The sequence below is a fragment of the Thermodesulfobacteriota bacterium genome, from assembly GCA_040753795.1.
Classification (GTDB): Bacteria; Desulfobacterota; Desulfobacteria; order Desulfobacterales; family Desulfosudaceae; genus JBFMDX01.
In genome coordinates this window covers 156442-178465 of record JBFMDX010000007.1, presented here as the reverse complement: position 1 = coordinate 178465, position 22024 = coordinate 156442, and the positions used below count along the sequence as shown (strand labels likewise).

Here is a 22024-nt window from a genome sequence, read left to right as displayed (position 1 = left end):
GTCATGCGTGCTCGTTATGTCGATAAGTTTCTGTTTTCTATATAATACTTATAACAAAAGCAGTTTGGCCTGTAAATGGATCTGTAGGTATTACTCAGGCCATGCTATCGCGGACGAAGGGTTATGCATAAGGTCGATATTAAAAAAATTATTGAAATGCTTCTTGTTACAGGAATATGCAGCCTGATCAAAACAAAAAAAGGGGTGAAGGTTCACAATTGTGAAGCTTCACCCCCAGACGATCAAACGGTTTTTTATTTATATATCATAATAAAGGTGGAACTCATGGGGATGGGGCCGGAGTCTGACGGGATTGACTTCGCTGTTTATCTTATAATCAATCCAGGTCTCAATGACGTCTTTGGTAAATACGTCACCCTTGATCAAAAATTCGTGATCGTTAGCAAGCGCGTTCAGGGCTTCGTCCAGGGAACCCGGGGCGGATTCGATGTTGGCCAGTTCTTCTTTGGGAAGATCATAGATGTTCTTATCAAGCGGATCACCCGGATCAATCTTGTTCTGGATGCCGTCAATAGCCGCCATGAGTACGGCCGAGAAGGCCATGTAACCGTTACAGGACGGATCGGGCGTACGGAATTCGATCCGTTTTGCTTTGGGTGAGTTGGAATACATGGGAATACGCACGGCCGCGCTTCTGTTGCGGCTGGAGTAAGCCAGGTTGACAGGGGCCTCAAAGCCCGGAACCAGTCTCTTGTATGAGTTGGTGGTGGGGTTCGTGATCGCGCACAGGGCCTTGCAGTGTTTTAAAATCCCGCCGATGGCATACAGTGCTTCCTGGGATACGCCGGCATATTTGTTTCCCGCGAACAGCGGCTTGCCGTCTTTCCAGATGCTCAAGTGGGTATGCATACCCGAACCGTTATCACCGAACAGGGGTTTGGGCATAAAGGTTACGGTATGGCCATGCTTATAGGCCACGTTCTTTAAAACATATTTGAACCATGCCAACTGATCACCCATCTGAAGCAGCGGTTTGAACCGCATGTCGATCTCAGCCTGCCCGGCGGTGGCCACTTCATGATGCTGACATTCCATGTCGATACCCAGATCTTGAAGGATAAGCATCATTTCCGTTCTCAGGTCCTGAAATTTATCCAACGGCGGAACCGGGAAGTAGCCCTCTTTAGGTCTGGGTTTGTATCCCAGGTTGGGCCCTTCTTCCCGGCCGGTATTCCAGGTGCCCTCGATCGAGTCGATCTCATAGTAAGCCATATTCGAGGCGGAAGCATATTTGATATCATCAAAAATAAAAAACTCCGCTTCAGGACCGATAAAGGCGGTGTCACCGATACCGGTACTTTTCAGAAAAGCCTCTGCCTTCCTGGCGATATTTCTGGGGTCACGGGAATAGGACGCTCTGGTAATCGGATCGACAATGTTGCCGATGAGCACAAGTGTCGGTTCAACGCAAAAGGGGTCCATCTTGGCGGTTGTGGCATCCGGAACAACCAGCATGTCGCTTTCATTGATGGCCTGCCAGCCGCGGATACTGGAACCGTCGAAACCGAATCCGTCCTCAAAACTTGATTCTTCAAGTTCGCCGATGGGTACGGAAAAATGCTGCCAGACTCCGGGGAAATCCATAAAGCGGACATCCAGGACCTTTGACTTATTTTCTTTTGCCATACGCAATACTTCTTTTGGTGTCATGATCAGTTCTCCTTAAATGTTTTTTACAGTCCGTCCGTCATGCTTGTCTAAAAAAGCGAAGGCACGCTAACCTATATTCTTTTTCCTGATGCGGTGGCTTCATGCACAAACACCGACAATACTGCATTACATAAAGCAATAGCTATGCCATAGGCCTAATGTTAAATATCCCGCTGGTATAATTAAAAAACCGCTTAATTTCGGATACTCTAAACAATTTTCATGCCTACATTTCTGTGATTTCAAAATTCAAAATATTACATATTTGTCAGGATAGTTTCCTGTATCCCCTATACGTTTTCCGGAAAAGCGCCTTGCCGTTACGGAGAAAGTCCTCAAAACGCCACTCAGACGCCTCGAGAGAATCCACAAATGCCGGCTGCACGACGTAGGTCGCGGCAAGAAGCGTCGTTCCTTGCTTCAACTCGATCTTTACACATTGGCGCATGTACATCTCACCCTCAAATCGATCCAGGCGGGCCCATGCCGAAACAGGCAAATTCCGGTAAACGACACCTTCGACACATCCTTCACCATCCGGAACAAGAGCCGGATAATACTCTCCCTTGACTGCCCGTCGACTATAGCCCCACACCTTTCCGACGAGACAAGACAAGCGGCATCCTGAGACCTCTTCCATTATGTCTTCACACATCAAGGTTCCGTATGCAAAAAAATCCTGCCCTTTAGCAGCAGATATCAAATGGCGTTCTCCCCTGTCTCTCCGGTTCTGACGCGGAGGGCCTGTTCAACGGGAGAGACAAAAATTTTCCCGTCGCCCAGCTTGCCGGTTCTGGCGGTGGTTTCTATGGCGGCCACCACCTTGTCCGCCATGTCCGCCGGAACCACGACTTCAATTTTTACCTTGGGCACAAAGTCCACCACGTACTCCGCGCCGCGATAGATTTCGGTATGACCCTTCTGCCGGCCGAACCCCTTGACTTCCGTTACGGTCAATCCCTGCACCCCGATCTCATTTAAGGCCGCCTTGACGTCATCCAGCTTGAACGGCTTGATGATCGCTTCGATTTTTTTCATGATGCTGTCTCCTTAATATATTAATCCAGTTCAAATGCTCTTTCGCCGTGGATGGCGCTGTCAAGCCCCATCATTTCATCATCCCGGGTTACCCGCAGGCCGCCGGTAATTATTTTGGTAATGAAGACCATGACCAGCGTGGCCACGGCGGTAAAGCCGATGGTCGCCGCGATGGACAGGCCCTGAATCAAAACCTGCCTGGGGTTTCCGTAAAACAGGCCGCTGGCGCTGGCCGTGACCGAGGGGCTGGCGAAAAGACCCGTGGCCAGCGCGCCCCAGATGCCGCAGATGCCGTGAACGCCGAAAGCGTCCAGGGAATCGTCGTAGCCGATTTTATGCTTGAGCTTGGAAACGCTGTAGAATCCGAGCACGCCCGCCACCAGGCCGATGACCAGGGAGGCCGGCAGGGTGACAAACCCCGCCGCGGGCGTGATGGCCACCAGTCCGGCGACCACGCCGGAGGCGATACCCAGCACCGTCGGCTTCCTGCTGACCAGCCACTCGGCCACCATCCAGGATACGGCCGCCATGGCGGCGGAGGTGTTGGTGACCAGGAAGGCCGAACCGGCGATGCCGTTGGCCGCCAGGGCACTTCCGGCGTTGAATCCGAACCAGCCGAACCACAGCAGGGCGGCGCCCAGGGCCGTCAGGGCGATGCTGGAGGGGAACATGGCCTCGCGGCCGAACCCTTCCCGCTTGCCGAGCACCAGGGCCAGCACCAGCCCGGCGACGCCGGCGTTGATGTGGACCACGTTGCCGCCGGCGAAATCAAGGGCCCCCATTTTCGCCATCCAGCCCCCGCCCCAGACCCAGTGGGCCACCGGGCTGTACACGAAGGTCAGCCAGAGCAGGGAAAAGACCAGCCAGGAGGAAAATTTCATGCGGTCGACGATGGACCCCAGCACCAGCGCCACGGTGATGGCGGCGAAGGTCAGCTGGAACAGAATGAACACGTAAGTCGGAATAGTGCCGGTCAGCGTGTCCGGCGCGATGCCTTTTAGAAATAGAAAATCCAGGCCGCCGATCAGGCCGCCCCGGTCCGGACCGAAAGCCAGGGTGTATCCCCAGCAGACCCAGACCAGGCTGGCCAGGCAATAAGCGGCAAAAGTCATGCCGTAAGTGTTGAGCAGGTTTTTGCTCCGGGACATGCCGCCGTAAAAAAGCGCCAGCCCGGCCGGGGTCATCATCATGACCAGGGCAGTGGCCACGATGATCCAGGCCGTGTCGCCGGTGTCCAGAGCTGCCTCCGCGGCAAAAGCCGGAGACAGCGGAATCAACAAGCCCGTGAGTAACATGAAAATTCGCTTCTTCATTTTCTTCTTCTCCTTTTCATTACGTGTTGGTTGAAAGCGCGCGTTGTTTATCCGTAAGAGCAATGCCTGTGCCGAGTTCGGCGGCAGGCAAATGATTTTTTTAAAATATTGTAATTATGAGATTTTCAGTGCATCCCCCGGCCGCTTTTGTTGCCACAGTGAAATACAATTATGTAATATCGAATATATGAAAATACATTTATGTGTTTAAATGGCCGGGCCGTCGCGGCGGTGAATCGGGCGGATGGGGGGCCTTCAAATATCCGGGGGATTGAGAAAGAAGAAAAGCCGGGCCTTCAAATAAAGAGACCGGCCCATGAGATATCATGGACCGGTCTCTTTATAAAAAGGTTGTCGCGGCAAAAGCGGCAAGAAGGCGTTGGGTTCTTTTTCCTGGCCGCTGCTGGGTATGGCCATGCCTTCAGGGAGCCGGCGGCGCGGACAACCAGAGCGCCCTGAAGCGGGCGTCCGATGCGAAACCGTTATCAGATGGCGTTTTCGCCGGTCTCGCCGGTGCGGACCCGGATGGCCTGCTCCACGGGGGAGACAAAGATTTTGCCGTCCCCGAGCTTGCCGGTCTTGGCCGCGGCCGCGATGGCGGCCGCCACCTTGTCGGTCATGTCCGCCGGGATGACGATCTCGATCTTAACCTTGGGCACAAAGTCGACCACGTATTCCGCGCCGCGATAGATTTCGGTGTGTCCCTTCTGCCGGCCGTAGCCCTTGACTTCCGTCACGGTCATGCCCTGAACCCCGAGGTCGTTCAGGGCCGCCTTGACATCATCGAGTTTGAACGGCTTGATGATCGCTTCGATCTTTTTCATGTTTCTGCTCTCCTGTTATTTTACAAAATCCGAGTGAACCAGGCCGTAGCCGTTTTCACCGTGCAGGGACTGGTCAAGGCCCTCCACCTCTTTCTGTTCACTTATACGGAATCCCACGGATTTTTCCACCAGAAAATAGATGATCACCGTGCCGACGGCGGCAATGGCGATGGCTGCGCCCATTCCGAGCATCTGAATCAGGAACTGGTCCCCGGCCGTCCATGACCCGCCCGCCGCGGACGCGGCCTTGGCCATCCAGCTGTCGCGGATAAAAAAGCTCAGCAACAGTACGCCCAGGCCGCTGCCCACCCCGTGAATGCCGAAACAATCCAGGCTGTCGTCATATCCGAATTTTGCCTTGGCCCTTAACGCGTAGTAACAGGCGATGGATGAGCAGGCGCCGAGAAACATGGCGCCGCCGGGCTGAACCACGCCCGCGGCCGGGGTGATGGCCACCAGTCCCGCCAGGATCCCGGAGACAAAACCCAGGGAGGTCGCCTTGCGGTAAATCAGGGCTTCGATGATGATCCAGGTCAACGCCCCGCTGGCCGCGGAAATCTGGGTCATAGTCAGCGCCCGGGCCGTGTCCAGCCCGCTCTGCACGGTGGAACCGGCATTGAAACCGAACCAGCCGACCCATAGCAGGCCCGCGCCCATCATGGTCATGACCATGTTGTTGGGTATCATGGGCGTTTTTGGATATCCTTTGCGGCTGCCGAGCAGCAGGGCGATGATCAGGGCGCTGAACCCGGCCGAGACATGAATGACCGTGCCCCCGGCCAGGTCGATGACGCCGGCCGCGCCGGCATTGAACAACCAGCCATCCGGAGCCCAGACCCAGTGGCACAGGGGGCAGTAAACCAGGAGAAACCACAGGGAGATAAACAGCGTGTAACCGCGGAAATAAACCCGTTCGGCCAGGGCGCCGCTGATCAGGGCCGGCGTGATGATGGCGAATTTGCCCTGGAACATGGCCAGGACGTATTCCGGCACGCCGCTGACGACGCTGTCGTCGATGCCCCGCAACATGAAATAATCATTGTTCCAGCCGACCAGGCCGCCGAGAACATTTTTGCCGAACGTCAGCGAGTAGCCGACCACCACCCAGAGAATACCGATCAGGGACATGGCGACAAAACTGTGCATCATGGTGCCGAGAACGTTTTTCGTTCGGACCAGGCCGCCGTAAAACATGGCCAGCCCCGGCACCATCAGCAGCACCAGGGCGGTGGAAGTCAGCATCCAGCAGGTGGTGCCGGTATCGATTTCCCCTTCCGCGGCCGGCAGGACGCCCGGCAGCGTCAATAAGAGCAAGAGTTCCGCCAGCATCAGCGAGAATCTTTTTTTCATTTTTTAATTCCCTCCCTCCATGTTTATTGTTGTCGGTTTTGCCGCCGCGCGCAGCGCATGACAAGGCGGCAGCAGCGCTGCCAGCACCTGATCGATGTCCTGCTTCAGGCCTTCAATTTGATCCGGGTCGTCAACCTTCTGGCCGTCCCGGTCCCGGACATAAAAAACGTCCACCACCTGGTCGATTTTGGTGCCGATTTTGGCCACCCGAACATCCAGCTTGTGGCGGAACAGGGTGTCGGTGATGTAAAAGAGCAGTCCCGGGCAGTCGCGGGTGAAGACCTCGATGATAGTAAAAAAACTCGAGGTGCGGTTGTCGATGACGACGCGGTGAGGCCGGGCGACGTAGCAGTCCTTCGGTTTGAAGCCGTTCTGCTGGTCGGCCAGGGACCGGGCCAGGTCCAGTTCGCCGGCCAGGGCCGCCCGCAGGTGGCCGGCGGCTTTTTCCCAGCGCTGATGTTCATACACCAGGTCCGCCGGCGGCCGCACCGTGAAAATATCCAGGGCGATATTGTTTTTCCAGGTGTAGATTTCGGCTTCCAGGATGTCCAGGCCGTTTAGGGTAAAGACGCCCGCCATTTTTGAAAAGAGGCCGGGCCGGTCCTTGGCGCAGATGGTCACCGTGCGGGTGTTGGGATTGCGGCCGGCATCGATCCGCCAGACGAACGGTTGATCCGCAAGCTGATGAGACAGGCGCATGTGGTCAACAATGGCCTGCGCTTCCGTGTACAGAAAATATCGCGGGGAAAGAACCTCCAGGTGGGTTTCCAGAAGAGCTTTTTCTTTGCCGGAAACGGCGGCCAGCAGGGCCGGTTTTTTCCGATCCACCGTTTCCAGTGCCTTAGACGAGGCCAGCTCTCCTTTTTCCAGAATGTTCAAAATTTTAAAAAAGAGATCCCGCAGCAGTTCCGCCGTCCAGTCGTTCCAGGCTTTGGGTCCGGTGGCCATGGAGTCGGCCACGGTCAGCAGGTAGAGCATTTTGAGTCGCCTGGGGTCCTTGATTTTCCGGGCGCAGGAAATGGCGGTTTCCTCGTCATTGGTGTCCCGGCGGGTGGCGGTCTCAACGAGAAACAGGTGGTTTTCAATGAGAAAGGCGACGGTTTCCACCACGTCCGGCGCGTAACCCATATGTTTCAGGATACGGGAGGCGATCCGGGCGCCTCTTTCCGAATGTCCGCCGCCGGCCCGTCCCTTGCCGATGTCATGCAGCAGGGCCGCCCACAGCAGAATGGTTTTTCGTTTGCCGAGTTCTCGGTACAAGTCGTCCAGCAGGCCGGCGTCGGCGGCTTCAGTCGCGAACGCTTTAATGATCCGGACGGTCCGCAGGGAATGGCGGTCGATGGGAAACAGATGGTAACCGTCATACTGGATGCGGTCCTTGATGGCTCTGACCGGCGGTATGAACCGTTCCAGAAAGCCGGTCTGGAGCATGGCGCTGAGGGCGTTGAAAGAGCCGGCCGGCGTTTGCAGTATTTTTTCGAAAATTTTTACGTGTCGGGGGTCGGACCGAAACCGCTTGTCCGCCAGGTAGGAAAATTCCCGGACCACCCGCCGGGCCTCCCAGCTCAAGGGGATTTTCAGCCGGCCGCTTTCTTCAAAGATCCGCAGCAGCAGCTCGGGCTGCCGGAGAATATGTTCCGTGGAAACAAAGCCCATCTGGTTGTTCTCGATCTTAAGACCGTTGATGTCCGTTTTGCCTCTGCTTCCTTTTCTCAGCAGGGACGGCCGCGGGGAGGATGCTTCGGCCAGGAAGGTCAGGTTGGTCTCCTTGATAAACGCCATTTCCGAGTGGAGTTTTCCCAGAAAGCGTTCCACCGCCAGCTGCCCGTGGGAGTTGTGGAAATTTAATAGCGCGGCCAGGGTTTGCTGATGCTCAAAATAAAGCTGGTCGAATTTCCGCTGCGTCAGACGGTGCAGATGATTTCTGACTTTCCAGATAAAATCCAGGGCCAGGTTGAGGTGCTGGAACTCCTCGCAGGAGAGAAAGCCCATGAACTCCAGGTCGCGGGGCTGGATGATTTTCAACTGGACCCGGGCGATCCACAACAGGGTATGATAGTCCCGTAATCCGCCCTGACCGTCCTTGAGGTTGGGTTCCAGCAGGTAGCTGGAATCCCCGAACCGGCCATGGCGTTCATGGTTGCGTTCAATCAGGCCGGCCACGATCTTTCTGGCCCGGGAGCCGGTCAGGGAAAGATTCAGGCGTTCCCGGAGCTGGGCGTAGAGGGTGGACATGCCGCATAGAAACCGGGCATCCAGCAGGGCGGTCAGGACATCGAGATCATTGGCGGCCAGTTTCAGGCAGTCTTTGATGGAGCGGGTGGCGTGGCCGACTTCAAAGCCCAGATCCCACAGGGGATAAAGAATTTCCCGGATCAGTTGTTCCGCCTGGGGCGGTACGTTTTTTTCAAAAAGCAGCAGAATATCGATATCCGAATGCAGGCACTGCTCCTGGCGGCCATACCCGCCCAGGGCGATCATGGCATAAGGTTTTTTGTGGAACGCCATGCGGGGACCGACCTGGCTGGCTTCAAAACATTCGATAAAATACTGGTCCAGGAGGGCGGCATGATGAACAAGGAAATCCGTGGACTTCCCTTTTTCAAAAAACAAGGAAATCAACTGATCCCGTCCCTTTTTCAGGCGCTCGGACGGACTATGGACGGCCTCCGGAGCGCCGGCTGCTTTTTTGTTCATGCCGGATAATCAGCAACAGGCGTGCCAAAAATACAACCCTATAATTTTATACGATTTTATGCTTTGCCTCGGAATGCTTACCGCGCGGATGAGAAAAAAAACGACTTTTTTGTAATTATGATGTAAAACCAATAAAAAGGTATTGATAGACTACCCGGCAATCATGATAAAAGAAAACCATTGGGCTGGTTACCGGCATTTACCATCAATGACAACAATAAAAAGGATAGGGCAGATGAAAATACAAAAACTGTCGGGTGTGGTCGTGTGTCTGTGGCTTGTTCTTCTGATGGCGGGTTGCGCCACCGTGGGCAAGAATTTCGAGTCGGGAGCCGTTAAAGAGATCGTGGTCAATGAAACCACCGCCGAAGATGTCTGCAACCTGCTCGGCAACCCCTGGCGCACCGGTCTGGAAAACGGTAAGAAAACATGGACCTATGGATATTACAAGTACCGTCTTTTCGGGCCGGCCGACACCAAGGACCTGGTTGTTACCTTTAACAAGGACAACACGGTCTATTCCTATTCATTCAATACAACCGAAGAAGGCAAGCGCTGATTCATCCGGCGTTGGGTTCCCCGCACGGAGAACCCAACGCCCTTTGCCTGAATCGCGGTTTTTTTTATTGTTTTCCCCCGTTCGGTCTCCGCGTTCTTCTTTGCCACGCATGTCTATCTGTTTTGGTTTGCTTTTTAAAGCGCTAAAGGCTATTTAACAAAAAAGGATGGTTTTTTAACAAATTTGTAATTTCAAGGCGTTCCGGCGATGATGAAAGAAATTGAAAAAATTACCCTGTTTTACGAAATCAGCAAGGCGCTGGGTGAGCACCTGGATCTGGAAAAGTCGCTTTATACGGTTATGGGCATCCTGGCCGATCAGATGGGCATGGAACGCGGCAGCGTCGCCATTTTGAATCCCGGCCGCGAAGAAATCAGTATGGTGGTGGCCCACGGCATATCCAAGAGCGCCATGGAAAAAGGCAAGTATAAAATCGGGGAGGGCATTATCGGTGAGGTGATCCGGTCCGGCCGGCCGGTCGAGGTGGCCAAGATCAGTGCTGAACCCCGGTTTCTCAACCGCACCGAGGCCAGGCGAGGCAAGGGCGAGCAGGAGCTGTCGTTCATCTGCGTTCCCATTAAGAAAGGGCGGCAGATTGTCGGCGCCTTGAGCGTGGACAAGCCCTATGATCCCGGCTATTCCCTGACCGAAGGCAGCCGTCTGCTCTCGGTGGTGGCCACCATGATCGCCCAGCATGTGGTCAATCTGGAAAATATTCGCGCCGACCGGGAGCGGCTGGAGGATGAAAATAAGCGGTTGCAGGATGAGCTGGAGCGCAAATACAGTTTTACCAGCATCATCGGCAACAGCAACAAGATGCGCGAGGTTTACCAGATGGTCTCCCGGGTCTGCCGCAGTAACGCCACCGTCATTCTGCGCGGGGAAAGCGGCACCGGCAAGGAGCTGGTGGCCAACGCCATCCATTACAACAGCGACCGGGCCGACCGCCCCTTTGTCAAGGTCAACTGCGCCGCCATTCCCGAGAACCTGCTGGAAAGCGAACTGTTCGGACACGAAAAAGGCGCCTTTACCGGCGCCGTGCGGCAAACCCAGGGGAAATTTGAGGTCGCCCACAAGGGCACCCTGTTCCTGGATGAGATCGGCTCCATGAACTTAGACGCCCAGGCCAAGGTGCTGCGCGTGCTTCAGGAAAAAGAGTTCGAGCGAGTGGGCAGCCACCGGACCATCAAAACCGATGTCCGGGTCATCGCCGCCACCAACAAGAATTTGGAGGCGGCCGTGGAGGAGGGCACCTTCCGGGCGGACCTCTATTACCGGCTGTGCGTCTTTCCCGTCTACCTGCCGCCGTTGCGGGAGCGCAAGACCGACGTTTCGCTGCTGGCCGAGTATTTTCTGGAAAAGTATGCCACCGAAAACAAAAAGAAGATCAAGCGCCTGTCCACCCCGGCCATCGACATGCTCATGAGCTATCACTGGCCGGGCAACGTCCGGGAGCTGGAAAACTGCATCGAGCGGGCCGTGCTGCTGTGCGACGGCGGGGTGATTCACAGCTATCATCTGCCGCCCACGCTCCAGACCGGCGAACAGTCCAACACCCTGCCCAACCGGACCCTGGAAGAGGCCATCGCCACGGTGGAGCAGGAGCTGCTCATCGACGCGCTGAAAAACACCCGGGGCAATGTTCTGCGGGCGGCCGAGATGCTGGGCACGACCGTCCGCAAGTTTTCGTACAAGGCGCAGCGATACAACATCAATTACAAAAACTACCGCTGATACCAATTCCAAATCAAAGCGCTCTCTGCGTTGGCTGCGTCGTCGGCTCCTCGACGTATTACAATACGTCTGCGTCGCCTCCTCCTGGCCGCCTTGAGATCATCTTTGATTTGAAATTGGTATAAGCCCGGTGTTTATCCATAACGGAAAACGCTCATTCCTGGGTGGGGGATTGTTTTTTAGCCTTGCATTCCTCGGAGCTTGCGCGCCTTGACCTTGGCCTTTTTGCTTTGCCGGCTTACAGACGAAAAACCGAGGTTGACGCACTTCCCCCTTACGTCTGCGTCGCCTCCTCCTGGCCGCCTTGAGATCATCTTTGATTTGGGATTGGTATAACCCGATTTCCCACATAAAGGGAAAACGCTCGTCTCTGGATGGTACTCTGTTTTTTAGCCGTTCATTCCTCGGAGCTTGCGCGCCTTGATCTTGGTTTTGTACCCGTGACTCCTCGAATCATTGGACCCTGTTCGTTTGCTACATCTTCGCGATGGCTTCCGCCAATGGCGGATAATCCTTGCCCATATCCTGCAGGATGTTTTTTGTTTCGGCTGTCAGGTCAGGCCAGGCACTCTGAATTTTTGTCAGGTCCATGTGGGGCAGGGCGGCCAGGAGCTGCTGCCGGTCGACCAGCTTGATGAAGCGGTTGATGTCCTTCGGGTTCAGGGCGCCGGATACCCGGCCCATAACCTCCGGCGAGAGGCGCTGGGCAATATCCTTCAGCGTTTTGTCGTCGGTCTGCTCCATCACGCGGGCGATGGTTTCAGGCGGGTAGTGGGAGGCCAGGAGGGCGGCTTTTCCCGGTTCCATGCGGTTTAACATGCTGACCTGACGGTTTACGTCCAGCTCACGCCCCACGGCGGCCGCCAGATCAAGATCATCGCCGCCGGAGACCCGGTCCATGAAACCGAGCAGGTAATCGTCGGACAGGGCCACCGCCGTGCGGACCATTTTATCCTTGTTTTTCATGTGCCGCGCGATTTCCATCAGGCCGTCCGGGTCGTTGATTTTTTCAGTCACATACTTGAGCTTGTCGACGGAAAGCGCGTCGGCAAAACCGGCGATGACCGGGTACTCTTTTCTCTCCATCAGGATCCGGGTGACTTCCATCATCTGCTTTTCCGGAACGGCCGGGTCGGGGTTGTCCATGATGCGGGCGATGGTTTCCGGCGGATAATGGGAGGACAGGAGAGCGGCCTTCTGCGGATCCAGGCGGTTGAGCAGGCTGACCTGCCGCTTCACGTCCAGGGCGCTGCCCACGGCCGCCGCCAGGTCATAGTCTTCGCCGCTGGAGAGCAGGTTCATGAAGCCCAGCAGGTAGTCGTCGGAAAGGGAAGCCGACGTTTCCACCACCTTGGTCCTGTTTTGCATGTGTCGGGCGATCTCGATGAGGGTGGCCGGGTCGTTGATTTTGTCGGCCACGTTTTTAAGTTTGGCCGGGCTCAGGTCGTCGGAGAACTTGGCCACCACCCGGTACTCTTTTCGTTCAAAGAGGATCCGGCAGATTTCCACCAGTTGTTTATCTTCCAGCCCTTCCACCACCGCCGTGACTTTGCGCGGGTCCTGGTAGACCGCCACCCGGGCCAGAAAATCGGGCTCCAGGTGACCGGCGATGGCAATGGCCTTTTTCACGGATACCTTGTCGGAAATGCGGGCTACCGTGGCCGGTTCCATCTTGTCGGCAAACTGGGCGCTGATGATGGCCGGAACCCAGCCGGACACCACCGCCATGATGGACACCACCACCCCGGCTTCATCATCCACCCGTTTCTTGATCATCCGGGCCAGTTCCTGCTGCTCGGCCGGTGTCAGACGGGAAAGAAACGCGTATTGAGAGCGGTCATTGACCGCCAGAATGCTCTCCAGGTCCGGGTCGAAATACTGGTCGGGGGCCGAAATCACCGGCACCGGTTTTTCCGTTTTGGTTTCAACCGGGGAAGCCGCCTGAACCGCATCGGCCGCGCCGGCCGATGCGCCCATCAGGCAAAAGACAAAAGAAAGAACGAGGATAGCAATTCCGGCAGGTCGCATGGGGTTGTCTCCTTTTCATGCCAGGGTTGGGGAAAAAGAACCATTGGATTGTTTTGTACGCATGTACAATAAAATCCGCAAATATGTCAAGCATTTTTTGAGCGGTCAAGGCGACCAAGGGTGTGTCGGGAGGTTTGACGATCTGTTTCTGAATTGAAAGAAAAAAAAACTTGCTTTTAAATTTCAAATTGGTATGATGGTAGTACCAGTTGGGCGTTGTGTTTGCGAACAGACAAATTTATTGAATGATAACAAATACTAATAACATATTTCCCTCCGGACGAAAGCAGACATATTTCGTCGGGAATAGAAACTGGAAAAGATCATGACCCCTGCATTGGCTCCGGTTGAAAAGAGAAAAGCATCCGAGCAGGTTGCCGAAATGCTGATGAAATACATTCTCCAGGGCGGTGTCCGGCCGGGAGAAATGCTGCCGGCGGAACGGACCCTGGCGGCCCAGCTCAACGTGACCCGGGCCACCCTGAGGGAAGCGTTGAAAAAACTGGAGCAGTTGAAGCTGGTGGTAATTCGTCAGGGCAAGGGGATCATTGTCGAGGATTTCCGCAATGCCTCCATCGACCTGATTTTTTCTCTGCTGGTCATCAACGGAGAAATCGATCTGAAGATTCTGGAAAATATCATGGAGGCGCGGCAGCTTTTCGGAAGCGATGTCGCCAGGCTGGCTGCACGGCGGGCGGACAAAAAAGATGTTGATCAGATGAAGTCGCTGATGGAAAAGATGACCGCGACCAAAGACCCGGCTGAATCGCAACAACTGGATTTCGAATTTTTCCATCTCCTGGCCCTGGCCAGCAAGAACATGGTTTACATATTGCTGATGAACACCATCAAAACCATTCATGACCGGCACCTGGATATTTTTCTGCCCCTTTCTTCGCATCAAAATATGGCTTTGAAAAAGGACATACTCAAAGCCGTCATCAACGGCGATGAAGCAAAGGCAGCAGAAAAAACGAGGGAGTTTTTACAGACCGGCATGACGTTATTAAAAGGAGTATAGAAATGAAGCCCGCCAGAAAATTTGACGAATACCCCGTTGAATATACGGAAAAGCTGAACATTCTAAAAATTCAGCGCACCTGTGTCCATGACGGTCCCGGTATCCGCACGACCATCTTTTTCCAGGGGTGTCGGCTGCGATGCCTGTGGTGCCAGAACCCCGAGGCCCTTTCCCTCAAGCCGGAACTCGCGCCGGACAGCAATTATTCCACGGCCGACATCATGGACGTGGTGCTGAGGGATAAAGACTATTTTCTTGAAACCGGAGGGGGCGTAACCTTGAGCGGCGGCGATCCCCTGCTGCAGGACCCGGACAGCCTGATCCGTCTGCTGACGGCGATTAAAGATGAACATATCCACGTGGCCGCGGAGACCTCCCTTCACGTTCCGACGGAGCATATCGTCCGCCTGGCGCCATATATCGACCTGTTTCTGGTCGATTTAAAAATCGTCGGAGACGATACCCTGCATAAAACGCTGACCGCCCAGGACACCCGGCTGATCCACGCCAACATCAGAAAACTGATCGACCTGAAGGCCGGCATCAAATTCCGCATGGTCATCGTGCCGGGATACAACGACGCCGGGGAACATATCCGGGCCGCGGCGGATTTTTTAAAATCGATCAGCTCTCCGTCCATTGAACTGCTCAAGTATCACAACATGTACGAGGATAAAGCCCGGCGCCTGGGCCTGGTCCGTGAACCCCTGAACATAGCCCCGGAACAGAGCCTGGCAGCCCTCAAAAAATCGGTCGACCTGTTTGCCGCTCTCGGCATAAAGGTCGAATGCCTGGAGCTGGACTCCTCCCGGAACAAGGCGGTCTTTACCCAGCGGGTGTATGACATTCAGAAGGCCATCCGGGAAAGCGACCACCATCTCTGCTTCGAGGTCTCCAGGCTGAAGACGTCATTCTACAAAAAGAACGGCTTCAAAAAACCGGCCTACATTCATCGGGCGGAGCGCCTGGCCCATGTGCTGGACAACAAGCAGATTATCATCTATCCCGGGGAACTGCTGGCCGGCAACTTCACCTCCAAGAGAAAAGGCGGCCAGGTCTGGGAAGAGCACTACGGCACGCTGTTCCTGTCGATTATCCACCAGATCAATCGTCAGAAGCCGGTTTCATTCAAGTGCTCCTGGAAAGACAAGCTGGATTTTTATTTCAAGATTTTCCCCTTCTGGGCCAGGCACGGCCTTATCGCCAAGGTCAACCGGAAATTCTCCGACCTGATGCTGATGGTATCGCGGTGCTCGGAAATGAATACCGGCTTCAACAACAACATGGCGGCCATCGCCCATTTTATCGTCAATTTCGACCGTCTGCTGGAACTGGGGACCGAGGGGATCATCCGGGAGATCGAGGCTGCCCGCGAACAGAAGCCGGAGAGCGCCGATTTTTATGAAAGCGCGATCATCACCTTAAAGGCCCTCGAAGCCTTTGCCGACAGGTACGCGGCCGAACTGTCCCGGCTTGCCGCGGTGGAAACGGACCCGGACCGGCGCCGGGAACTGGAAGAAATGGCGGCCATCTGCCGGTATGTCCCCCGCAACCCGGCCCGCACCTTTCATGAGGCGCTCCAGTCCATGCTCTTCCTGCATATCGGCCTGTGCATCGAGTCTTACGAAAACGCCGTTTCCTTCGGACGGCTGGATCAGATACTTTATCCTTACTATCTGAAGGACAAGGAAGCCGGGCGGATCACCTACGAGAAGGCCAAAGAGCTGCTGGCCCTGTTTATCCTCAAAATGGATGAAGTCATCCTGGCCAACGACGGCGATACCTACCTCCGCATCGGCCGGCTCTTTGAGACCATGTCCACCGACCAGACCGTGACGGCCGGCGGTCTGGGCCGGGACGGAAAAGACGCCACCAACGACCTCACCTACATGCTGCTGGATATCTGCGAACTCCAGCCCTACGCCGTCAACATGACGGCCCGGATCCACCCCGACAGCCCGCGGGAGTACCTGGAACGTCTGGCCGAGGTGTACATCAACGGCGCCCCCATGCCGGCTTTATATAATGATGAACTTTATGTCCAAACCCTGCTCAAGCACTATGACACCACCGTGGAAGAAGCCCGGAATTACTCCATCGTGGGCTGCGTCGAGCCTAATGCCTCGGACAATCATTTCGGCAACACCGACTGCGCCAACATGAATGTCACCCTGCCCTTTCTCCAGGCCCTCAAGGGCGAGGAAAAAGATCTGTGGAACTTCGGTCTTACCGAGCAACTGGACAAAATGACGGCCAAGTTCGTGGAATACACCTTCCGGGGAAACAACCGGTTCTCCCGGTTTGTCTCCTCGACATACACTGCGGCCCGGGAAAAAAGAAAACGGAAAAACGCCGGCCCGGTCAATCCGCCGGCCGACATGAACGAACTGCTGGATCGCTTTCAGACGCGTTTAAACTGCCTGGCGACGGCCATTCTGACCGATCACCAGAAGATCGAAAAACAGATCAGCCAATATTTCCCCACGCCGCTGGCGTCGGCGCTGTTCAAAAGCTGCGTGGAAAACGGCAAGGACGTCAATGAAGGCGGTACGACGTTTAACAGCAGCGGTATTCAGGGCGTGGGAATCACGGACGTGGCCGACTCGCTTCACGCCATCGATGAAGTGGTGTTCAAGAAACAGCAGTATACCCTGAATGAAATCATCGAGGCCATCGACAGCAATTTTGAAGGGGAAAAGAATCAACAGATCCGCGCGGCCCTGTCGGCCGTGAAGAAGTTCGGCCACGACGAATCCCGGGAGGCGGTGGCCTGGGTCAACAAGACCCTGGAGATTTACGTCAACGCCCTGAACCAGGTCCCCAACTGCCCCCGCAACGGCATCTACACCGCCGGTTATTATGCCCTCAACGTCAATGACGTTTACGGGGCCAAGACCCCGGCCCTGCCATCCGGCCGGTTAAAAGGGGTGTCCCTGGCCAACAGCGTCTCCCCCCATTACGGCATGGAAATGGCCGATCTGCTGTCGTCGCTCAACTCCGTGGCCGGGGTGGATTTTGTTACCTACGCGCCCAACGGCACCACGGTCACCTTTACCATCGACGCCGCCCTGTTCCCCGGGCGGGAAGGGGTCCGCAACCTGGCCGCGATTTTTGGCACCTTTTTCAAGAAGGGGGGCATGCAGTTCCAGCCCAATGTCATCGACCGGAAAATCCTGCTGGAAGCCTACGAGAATCCGGAAAAGCACAAGTACCTGCTGGTCCGCGTGGCCGGATACTGCGCCTACTTTAACGACCTGTCCGACGAATTGAAAAAAATCATTATCAACCGGACCTGTTATTCATAAGAACGCTTTTGAAAACGATGATTTTATAGAGACCTGAAACCGGACCGGCGAGTGTCGCCGCCTTCTTAACGCCAGTCTTGATGTTTATTTTCTTCCTGCTGTTGCCGGGAAGAGCGCATGAAAAGGGGGGCTGTATTGACATACAGGCCCCCTTTTTTTCGCCTGCCCCGGAAACCGGCCCCCCTCCGCGGCCCTTAGCAGGCCGCGGGCTGAAATTATTTGACACCTAAAACCGGCCCGGTATATAGTATCGCCTAATTAACCGATTTTTCAATAAAACCTGCGGGAGAAACCATGGATATCAAAAAGAAAAAATCGTATCTCGTATTCCGCCGCAAAGAAAAGACGGTCTTCGCGCCGGGAAGGTTGGGCTTTTCCGGTTTTTTGATGGCCCTGATCCTTGTTCTCGCGGCGGCTGTTTCCGCCGGCGCGGCAGAGAAGGATTCCGCCCAATCCCGGGCGTGGCAATTCGGCGCGGACTTTTATCTGTGGATGATCGAACTTGGCGGCGAGACCGCCGGCGGAGAGGACCTCGATGTCCCCTTCCATGATATCCTGGACAATCTTGATTTTGCTTTTCTGGGCGCCCTGCAGGCCCGCAATGGCGGTTGGCATCTTTCTCTGGATGTCAACTACCTGGACGTTGAGGGGGACAACAGCAGCCGGTTGACCCTGCCCGGGGGGAACGATCTCAAGGCGGAGGTAACGGTTAAGGAACAGGCCTGGGTCGTTACGCCGGTCGCCGGCTACAGCGTCGTCGGCACGAAAGGGTTTTCGATGGAGGTTCTCGCCGGTCTCCGCTATCTTTATATGAAACCGGAACTGGAATTTGATATCACCGGGCCTTTAAATTCAAGGGGGAGATGCATCTCTGATTCGGAGGATGTCTGGGACGGCGTCGCCGGTATCAGGGGGGAAGTGAACCTGGCCGAGGACTGGTATCTTCTTTATTATGCGGACCTGGGCACAGGGGACAGCGATCTGACCTGGCAGGCGCTGGCGGGCGCCGGCTACCGGATCGGCAAGTCGGCGGATGTGGTCGCAGCCTACCGGTATCTGGAGTGGCAGTTTGAGGACGATAAGGTCCTGGACAGCCTGGACATCAGCGGACCGCTGGTCGGGGTGAGATTCCGGTTCTAACCGGATATTTCACGAGTCGATTTGGCCGCAGCCGCACGGCGCAGGACGCGAAGCTGTAGTAAATCTACTGCGAGCGGCCTGCAACACAGCGGATGCGGCCAAGGTGACTCGCCCAGAGGGTGAAAGGTTTCGACATAAAATTGGCGTAAAATTCATCAATCGCCTCATGACAGTTTGTAGTTTCAAAAAACGTCTGTTTTTTATTGCAACCGTATGTGTTTGATATAGATATTCATTCATGTCGAAAATTTTCATGAAATATCCGGTTCTAAGCGCATGGCCGGCATAATGGAGAACGTGTTCATCAGCGTTCAGAGCAGGTGTGGTGAGAAGTGCCAAGGGATCTGTCATTCATAAAACAGGAAGCGGCCGATGCCTTCATCAGAAAAATTCAGCGCAGTCTTTCCCGGGTTCAACGCCCCCCCCGAAGCGCAGCACTGTGTGGCCATCATCGTCCGGGGTGGTGAGTTCCGTAGCGCGGACTTTGTCTTTCCCATCTCCGACGGCGGCCTGAAGCTCATCGGGGGCATCGCCGGCAACGAATTTCTGCCCCCGCCTGACGGAAGCCACGGCCTCTACAGCCGGCCCCTGCCCGTGCCGGGAGGGGCCACCGCCATCGACCGGGTTTCCCGCGCCCTGGGATCCCTGGGGAACGCCACGGCCCGGGTGGAGGCGGTCAAGCCCCTGATCATCCACGACCTGCTGGCCTTCGACATCACCCTTTTCCTGCGGATCCAGGTGCAGAACCCGTTTGTGGGCGGTGACTGCTACATCGGAACCCCGGAGGAACCCGTGACGGTGCCGATCCACCGGGCGGACTGGGACCGGGAAATCCCGGCGCTGACCCGGGAAGGCGTTCCGGACGGGGTCATCGCCATCACCAATATTCACGGGGCGGCCTCCCCGTTCAAGGTTCCGGCTGTGTCCGGCGCGGGCCCCATGGGCGTGTTTAACACCCTGGTCAATGTCCGGGCCGGGCTGCCCAACCGGGGAAAGACAACCGCTCTCCGGATTCAGGCCGACGCCTTCCTGGCCCAGAATCCGGGTTACGGCGGGACGAAATGATAGAGGGCACTCCCCCCATCGTGATGGTGCAGGGCCTGGTCAAGGACTACGGCGAGTTCAGGGCCGTGGACGGCATGGACTTCCGGATCAGCGCCGGGGAATGCTTCGGGTTCCTTGGCCCCAACGGCGCCGGCAAGACCACGGTCATGCGCGTCATTTCCTGCTTCCTGCCGCCCACGTCCGGATCGGTGACGGTTTTCGGGCGGGAGGTGACCCGGGAGCCATCGGCCATCAAGGCCAGGATGGGTGTGATGCCCCAGGAGGACAACCTCGACCTGGATCTTTCGGTCATCGACAATCTTATCGTTTATGCCCGATATTTTGACATACCCAAAAAAACGTCAGCACCCCTGGCCGCAACACTTCTTGCCTTTGTCGAACTGCACGAGCGGGGCAAGGCGAAAATCAAGGATCTCTCGGGCGGAATGAAACGGCGGCTGATGCTGGCACGGGCCCTGGTCAACTCCCCGGAACTGATGATCCTGGATGAACCCACCACCGGCCTGGACCCCCATAGCCGTCATGCCGTCTGGGAACGGCTGAATCATCTCAAGAGCCGCAACACCACCCTGCTGCTGACGACCCACTATATGGAGGAGGCGGAACGCCTCTGCGACCGGGTGGCCATCATCGACCGGGGCAAAGTCGTGACCGTCGACGCACCTCAAGTCCTGATGGAGCGGCACGGGGGAGACAACCTCGAGCAGGTGTATCTCAAGCTGACCGGGAGGAGTCTTGAATATTAGACGCGTCTGGCGGGTGCTGCAGCGGCACTGGACCGTCCACACCCGGCTCTACAAAACGAATTTCGCCTTAAATTTCGCCGACCCCCTGCTTTATCTGGTGGCCATGGGCATGGGCCTGGGCGCATTTGTGGACGATATCAACGGCCAGACTTACATCGAATTTATCGGTCCGGGCATCGTCGCCTCCTCGGCCGTGTTCGCGGCCGTGTACGAGTGTACTTACGGCACCTATATCCGCATGACCTTTCAGAAGACCTTTGACGCCATTCTGGCCACGCCGGTGAACCTGGAGGACCTGGTGGCGGCGGAAATGGCCTGGGCCGCCACCAAGAGCGTCATCTACGGCATCACCATCATGATCGTCATCGCCCTGTTCGGTCTGGTCAAGTCGCCGCTGATCCTTCTGGCCCTGCCCGGCGTCTTTATCGGTGGCCTGATTTTCGCCGAGATCTCGCTGGTCACTACGGCCCTGGTGCCGGGCATCGACTCCTTCAGTTATTTTTACACGCTTTTCATGACCCCGCTGTTTCTGTTTTCCGGAATTTTCTTCCCGGTCGAGGCCATGCCAAAGATCATCGGCGATATCGCCTGGTTCACGCCCCTCTATCACGTGGTCATTATCTGCCGGGAGCTGACCGCCGGCCGGATCGCGGGATGCCTGGTCAGTTACGCCTGGGTCGCGGTCGCGGCGGCCGTGCTGGCGCCGGTGGTGTTCCGGCTGATGCGGCGGCGGGTGATTCAGTGAGACTCATAGATTCGCCTGACCGCTTCGATACCATGAAGACGTTCCAACCGGCGGATGATAAAGTGGCCTCTGCCCATGTTCTGGAAGTGATCCATAAACAGGGTATTGATGATCGCGCCGCCGAAGGCCCCGACAACGGGTACGGCTTGGGCCGCCGCCTTTTCCGAGACAACGATGGAAAAACGGGAGGCAATCTGGCTGATGAACCGGACAATGGCGGGCGCTCCTTTGTCGGATAGCCCCCGCCTGGCCAGATGGGCGGCGGCATCTGAAACGGACTTGGCCATGGCCGCGCGGGCGGTGAAATAGGCCGTCTCGGCCGCGTCGTCTTTTTGTGATCGGCCGCCGAGGGCCAGGACCTGGATGCAGGCGAGTCTGGCCTCGGGATTTTCCAGATTTTCACCTTCACTGCGGGCGATGTCCGCGATGGACCGGAGCATGATGGCCGTTGATACCGGCAGCTCGACGGCCAGGGCCGGCAGCCCGAAGGCGCCGCCGATGGCCCCGCTGGCTCCGGCCGCGAGTTTATGCCAGCGGTTGGCGGGGGGGTCCCGTCGGCTATGATCCAGGGTCCACAGGGCGACTTTCAGGGCGGCTTCCACGGATTTTCTGGCGGCGTCATTGACCGTCTGTTCCCAGGCGTCGGGCAACAGGGCAAAGCCTTTTTCAATCGGCGCGCCGATAACATCGCCGATTTTCGCGGCCAGACCGGGATTTTCAAGCAGCCGCCTGGCCAGCGCCAAGTCCTTTATTTCCAGGGAAGAGAACGCCATCACCCTTGTTCCTGA

At 56.2% G+C, this 22024-nt stretch carries 17 protein-coding genes; 8 read left to right on the top strand and 9 right to left on the bottom strand.

Annotation, left to right across the window (positions count from 1 at the left end; translation table 11 throughout):
• Positions 1–258 precede the first annotated feature (258 nt).
• The 7 genes from glnA to glnD form a co-directional block, all read right to left on the bottom strand.
• Complete coding sequence (glnA, locus tag AB1724_10760) at positions 259–1671, bottom strand: type I glutamate--ammonia ligase (GenBank protein ID MEW6078284.1); 1413 nt, start codon at positions 1669–1671, stop codon at positions 259–261.
• A 268-nt stretch (positions 1672–1939) separates the two neighbouring features.
• Positions 1940–2374: a gamma-glutamylcyclotransferase family protein gene (locus AB1724_10755; protein ID MEW6078283.1), complete on the bottom strand. Its 435-nt coding sequence runs from the start codon at positions 2372–2374 to the stop codon at positions 1940–1942.
• Positions 2371–2709, bottom strand: a complete 339-nt coding sequence (locus tag AB1724_10750; GenBank protein ID MEW6078282.1) for a P-II family nitrogen regulator — start codon at positions 2707–2709, stop codon at positions 2371–2373. Before AB1724_10750 ends, AB1724_10755 begins: the two co-directional genes overlap by 4 nt.
• A gap of 20 nt (positions 2710–2729) precedes the next feature.
• Positions 2730–4022: an ammonium transporter gene (locus AB1724_10745; GenBank protein ID MEW6078281.1), complete on the bottom strand. Its 1293-nt coding sequence runs from the start codon at positions 4020–4022 to the stop codon at positions 2730–2732.
• 485 nt (positions 4023–4507) lie between these two features.
• Complete coding sequence (locus AB1724_10740; protein ID MEW6078280.1) at positions 4508–4846, bottom strand: P-II family nitrogen regulator; 339 nt, start codon at positions 4844–4846, stop codon at positions 4508–4510.
• Between the two features lie 15 nt (positions 4847–4861).
• Entirely contained in the window at positions 4862–6196 is a 1335-nt protein-coding gene (locus tag AB1724_10735; protein ID MEW6078279.1) for an ammonium transporter, read from the bottom strand.
• Between the two features lie 3 nt (positions 6197–6199).
• A complete protein-coding gene (gene glnD / locus AB1724_10730; GenBank protein MEW6078278.1) occupies positions 6200–8893 on the bottom strand; it encodes a [protein-PII] uridylyltransferase in 2694 nt (897 codons plus the stop codon).
• A gap of 235 nt (positions 8894–9128) precedes the next feature.
• On the opposite strand from glnD, the gene bamE reads away from it, so the two are divergent.
• Entirely contained in the window at positions 9129–9452 is a 324-nt protein-coding gene (gene bamE, locus AB1724_10725) for an outer membrane protein assembly factor BamE (GenBank protein MEW6078277.1), read from the top strand.
• 210 nt (positions 9453–9662) lie between these two features.
• A complete protein-coding gene (locus AB1724_10720) occupies positions 9663–11186 on the top strand; it encodes a sigma 54-interacting transcriptional regulator (GenBank protein ID MEW6078276.1) in 1524 nt (507 codons plus the stop codon).
• A 474-nt stretch (positions 11187–11660) separates the two neighbouring features.
• Here the strand turns inward: AB1724_10720 and AB1724_10715 are convergent, their stop codons facing one another.
• The gene (locus AB1724_10715) at positions 11661–13214 is read right to left on the bottom strand and encodes a hypothetical protein (GenBank protein ID MEW6078275.1); all 1554 of its coding nucleotides are present in this window, start codon (positions 13212–13214) and stop codon (positions 11661–11663) included.
• A 325-nt stretch (positions 13215–13539) separates the two neighbouring features.
• Between AB1724_10715 and AB1724_10710 the strand changes: the two genes are divergently transcribed.
• The 6 genes from AB1724_10710 (at position 13540) to AB1724_10685 (ending at position 21236) form a co-directional block, all read left to right on the top strand.
• On the top strand, positions 13540–14235 hold the full coding sequence (locus AB1724_10710; protein ID MEW6078274.1) for a FadR/GntR family transcriptional regulator: 696 nt from the start codon (positions 13540–13542) through the stop codon (positions 14233–14235).
• Positions 14236–14237: 2 nt separating this feature from the next.
• Positions 14238–17540, top strand: coding sequence for a pyruvate formate lyase family protein (locus tag AB1724_10705; protein MEW6078273.1), 3303 nt, complete (start codon positions 14238–14240; stop codon positions 17538–17540).
• Positions 17541–17834: 294 nt separating this feature from the next.
• Complete coding sequence (locus AB1724_10700) at positions 17835–18680, top strand: hypothetical protein (GenBank protein MEW6078272.1); 846 nt, start codon at positions 17835–17837, stop codon at positions 18678–18680.
• A gap of 372 nt (positions 18681–19052) precedes the next feature.
• The gene (locus AB1724_10695; GenBank protein MEW6078271.1) at positions 19053–19745 is read left to right on the top strand and encodes a hypothetical protein; all 693 of its coding nucleotides are present in this window, start codon (positions 19053–19055) and stop codon (positions 19743–19745) included.
• On the top strand, positions 19742–20491 hold the full coding sequence (locus tag AB1724_10690) for an ABC transporter ATP-binding protein (protein MEW6078270.1): 750 nt from the start codon (positions 19742–19744) through the stop codon (positions 20489–20491). Before AB1724_10695 ends, AB1724_10690 begins: the two co-directional genes overlap by 4 nt.
• Positions 20481–21236 (top strand): ABC transporter permease, encoded by a 756-nt coding sequence (locus AB1724_10685; GenBank protein MEW6078269.1) that lies wholly within the window; start codon positions 20481–20483, stop codon positions 21234–21236. Before AB1724_10690 ends, AB1724_10685 begins: the two co-directional genes overlap by 11 nt.
• Here the strand turns inward: AB1724_10685 and AB1724_10680 are convergent.
• Entirely contained in the window at positions 21230–22009 is a 780-nt protein-coding gene (locus AB1724_10680) for an EcsC family protein (protein MEW6078268.1), read from the bottom strand. The genes AB1724_10685 and AB1724_10680 overlap by 7 nt on opposite strands.
• Positions 22010–22024: the final 15 nt, after the last annotated feature.

Bases quoted from the DNA above. Each gene is read 5' to 3' on its own strand.
- glnA (MEW6078284.1), bottom strand. From the start codon at position 1,671: ATGACACCAAAAGAAGTATTGCGTATGGCAAAAGAAAATAAGTCAAAG.
- AB1724_10750 (MEW6078282.1), bottom strand. From the start codon at position 2,709: ATGAAAAAAATCGAAGCGATCATCAAGCCGTTCAAGCTGGATGACGTC.
- AB1724_10745 (MEW6078281.1), bottom strand. From the start codon at position 4,022: ATGAAGAAGCGAATTTTCATGTTACTCACGGGCTTGTTGATTCCGCTG.
- AB1724_10740 (MEW6078280.1), bottom strand. From the start codon at position 4,846: ATGAAAAAGATCGAAGCGATCATCAAGCCGTTCAAACTCGATGATGTC.
- AB1724_10735 (MEW6078279.1), bottom strand. From the start codon at position 6,196: ATGAAAAAAAGATTCTCGCTGATGCTGGCGGAACTCTTGCTCTTATTG.
- glnD (MEW6078278.1), bottom strand. From the start codon at position 8,893: ATGAACAAAAAAGCAGCCGGCGCTCCGGAGGCCGTCCATAGTCCGTCC.
- bamE (MEW6078277.1), top strand. From the start codon at position 9,129: ATGAAAATACAAAAACTGTCGGGTGTGGTCGTGTGTCTGTGGCTTGTT.
- AB1724_10720 (MEW6078276.1), top strand. From the start codon at position 9,663: ATGAAAGAAATTGAAAAAATTACCCTGTTTTACGAAATCAGCAAGGCG.
- AB1724_10715 (MEW6078275.1), bottom strand. From the start codon at position 13,214: ATGCGACCTGCCGGAATTGCTATCCTCGTTCTTTCTTTTGTCTTTTGC.
- AB1724_10710 (MEW6078274.1), top strand. From the start codon at position 13,540: ATGACCCCTGCATTGGCTCCGGTTGAAAAGAGAAAAGCATCCGAGCAG.
- AB1724_10705 (MEW6078273.1), top strand. From the start codon at position 14,238: ATGAAGCCCGCCAGAAAATTTGACGAATACCCCGTTGAATATACGGAA.
- AB1724_10700 (MEW6078272.1), top strand. From the start codon at position 17,835: ATGGATATCAAAAAGAAAAAATCGTATCTCGTATTCCGCCGCAAAGAA.
- AB1724_10695 (MEW6078271.1), top strand. From the start codon at position 19,053: ATGCCTTCATCAGAAAAATTCAGCGCAGTCTTTCCCGGGTTCAACGCC.
- AB1724_10690 (MEW6078270.1), top strand. From the start codon at position 19,742: ATGATAGAGGGCACTCCCCCCATCGTGATGGTGCAGGGCCTGGTCAAG.
- AB1724_10680 (MEW6078268.1), bottom strand. From the start codon at position 22,009: ATGGCGTTCTCTTCCCTGGAAATAAAGGACTTGGCGCTGGCCAGGCGG.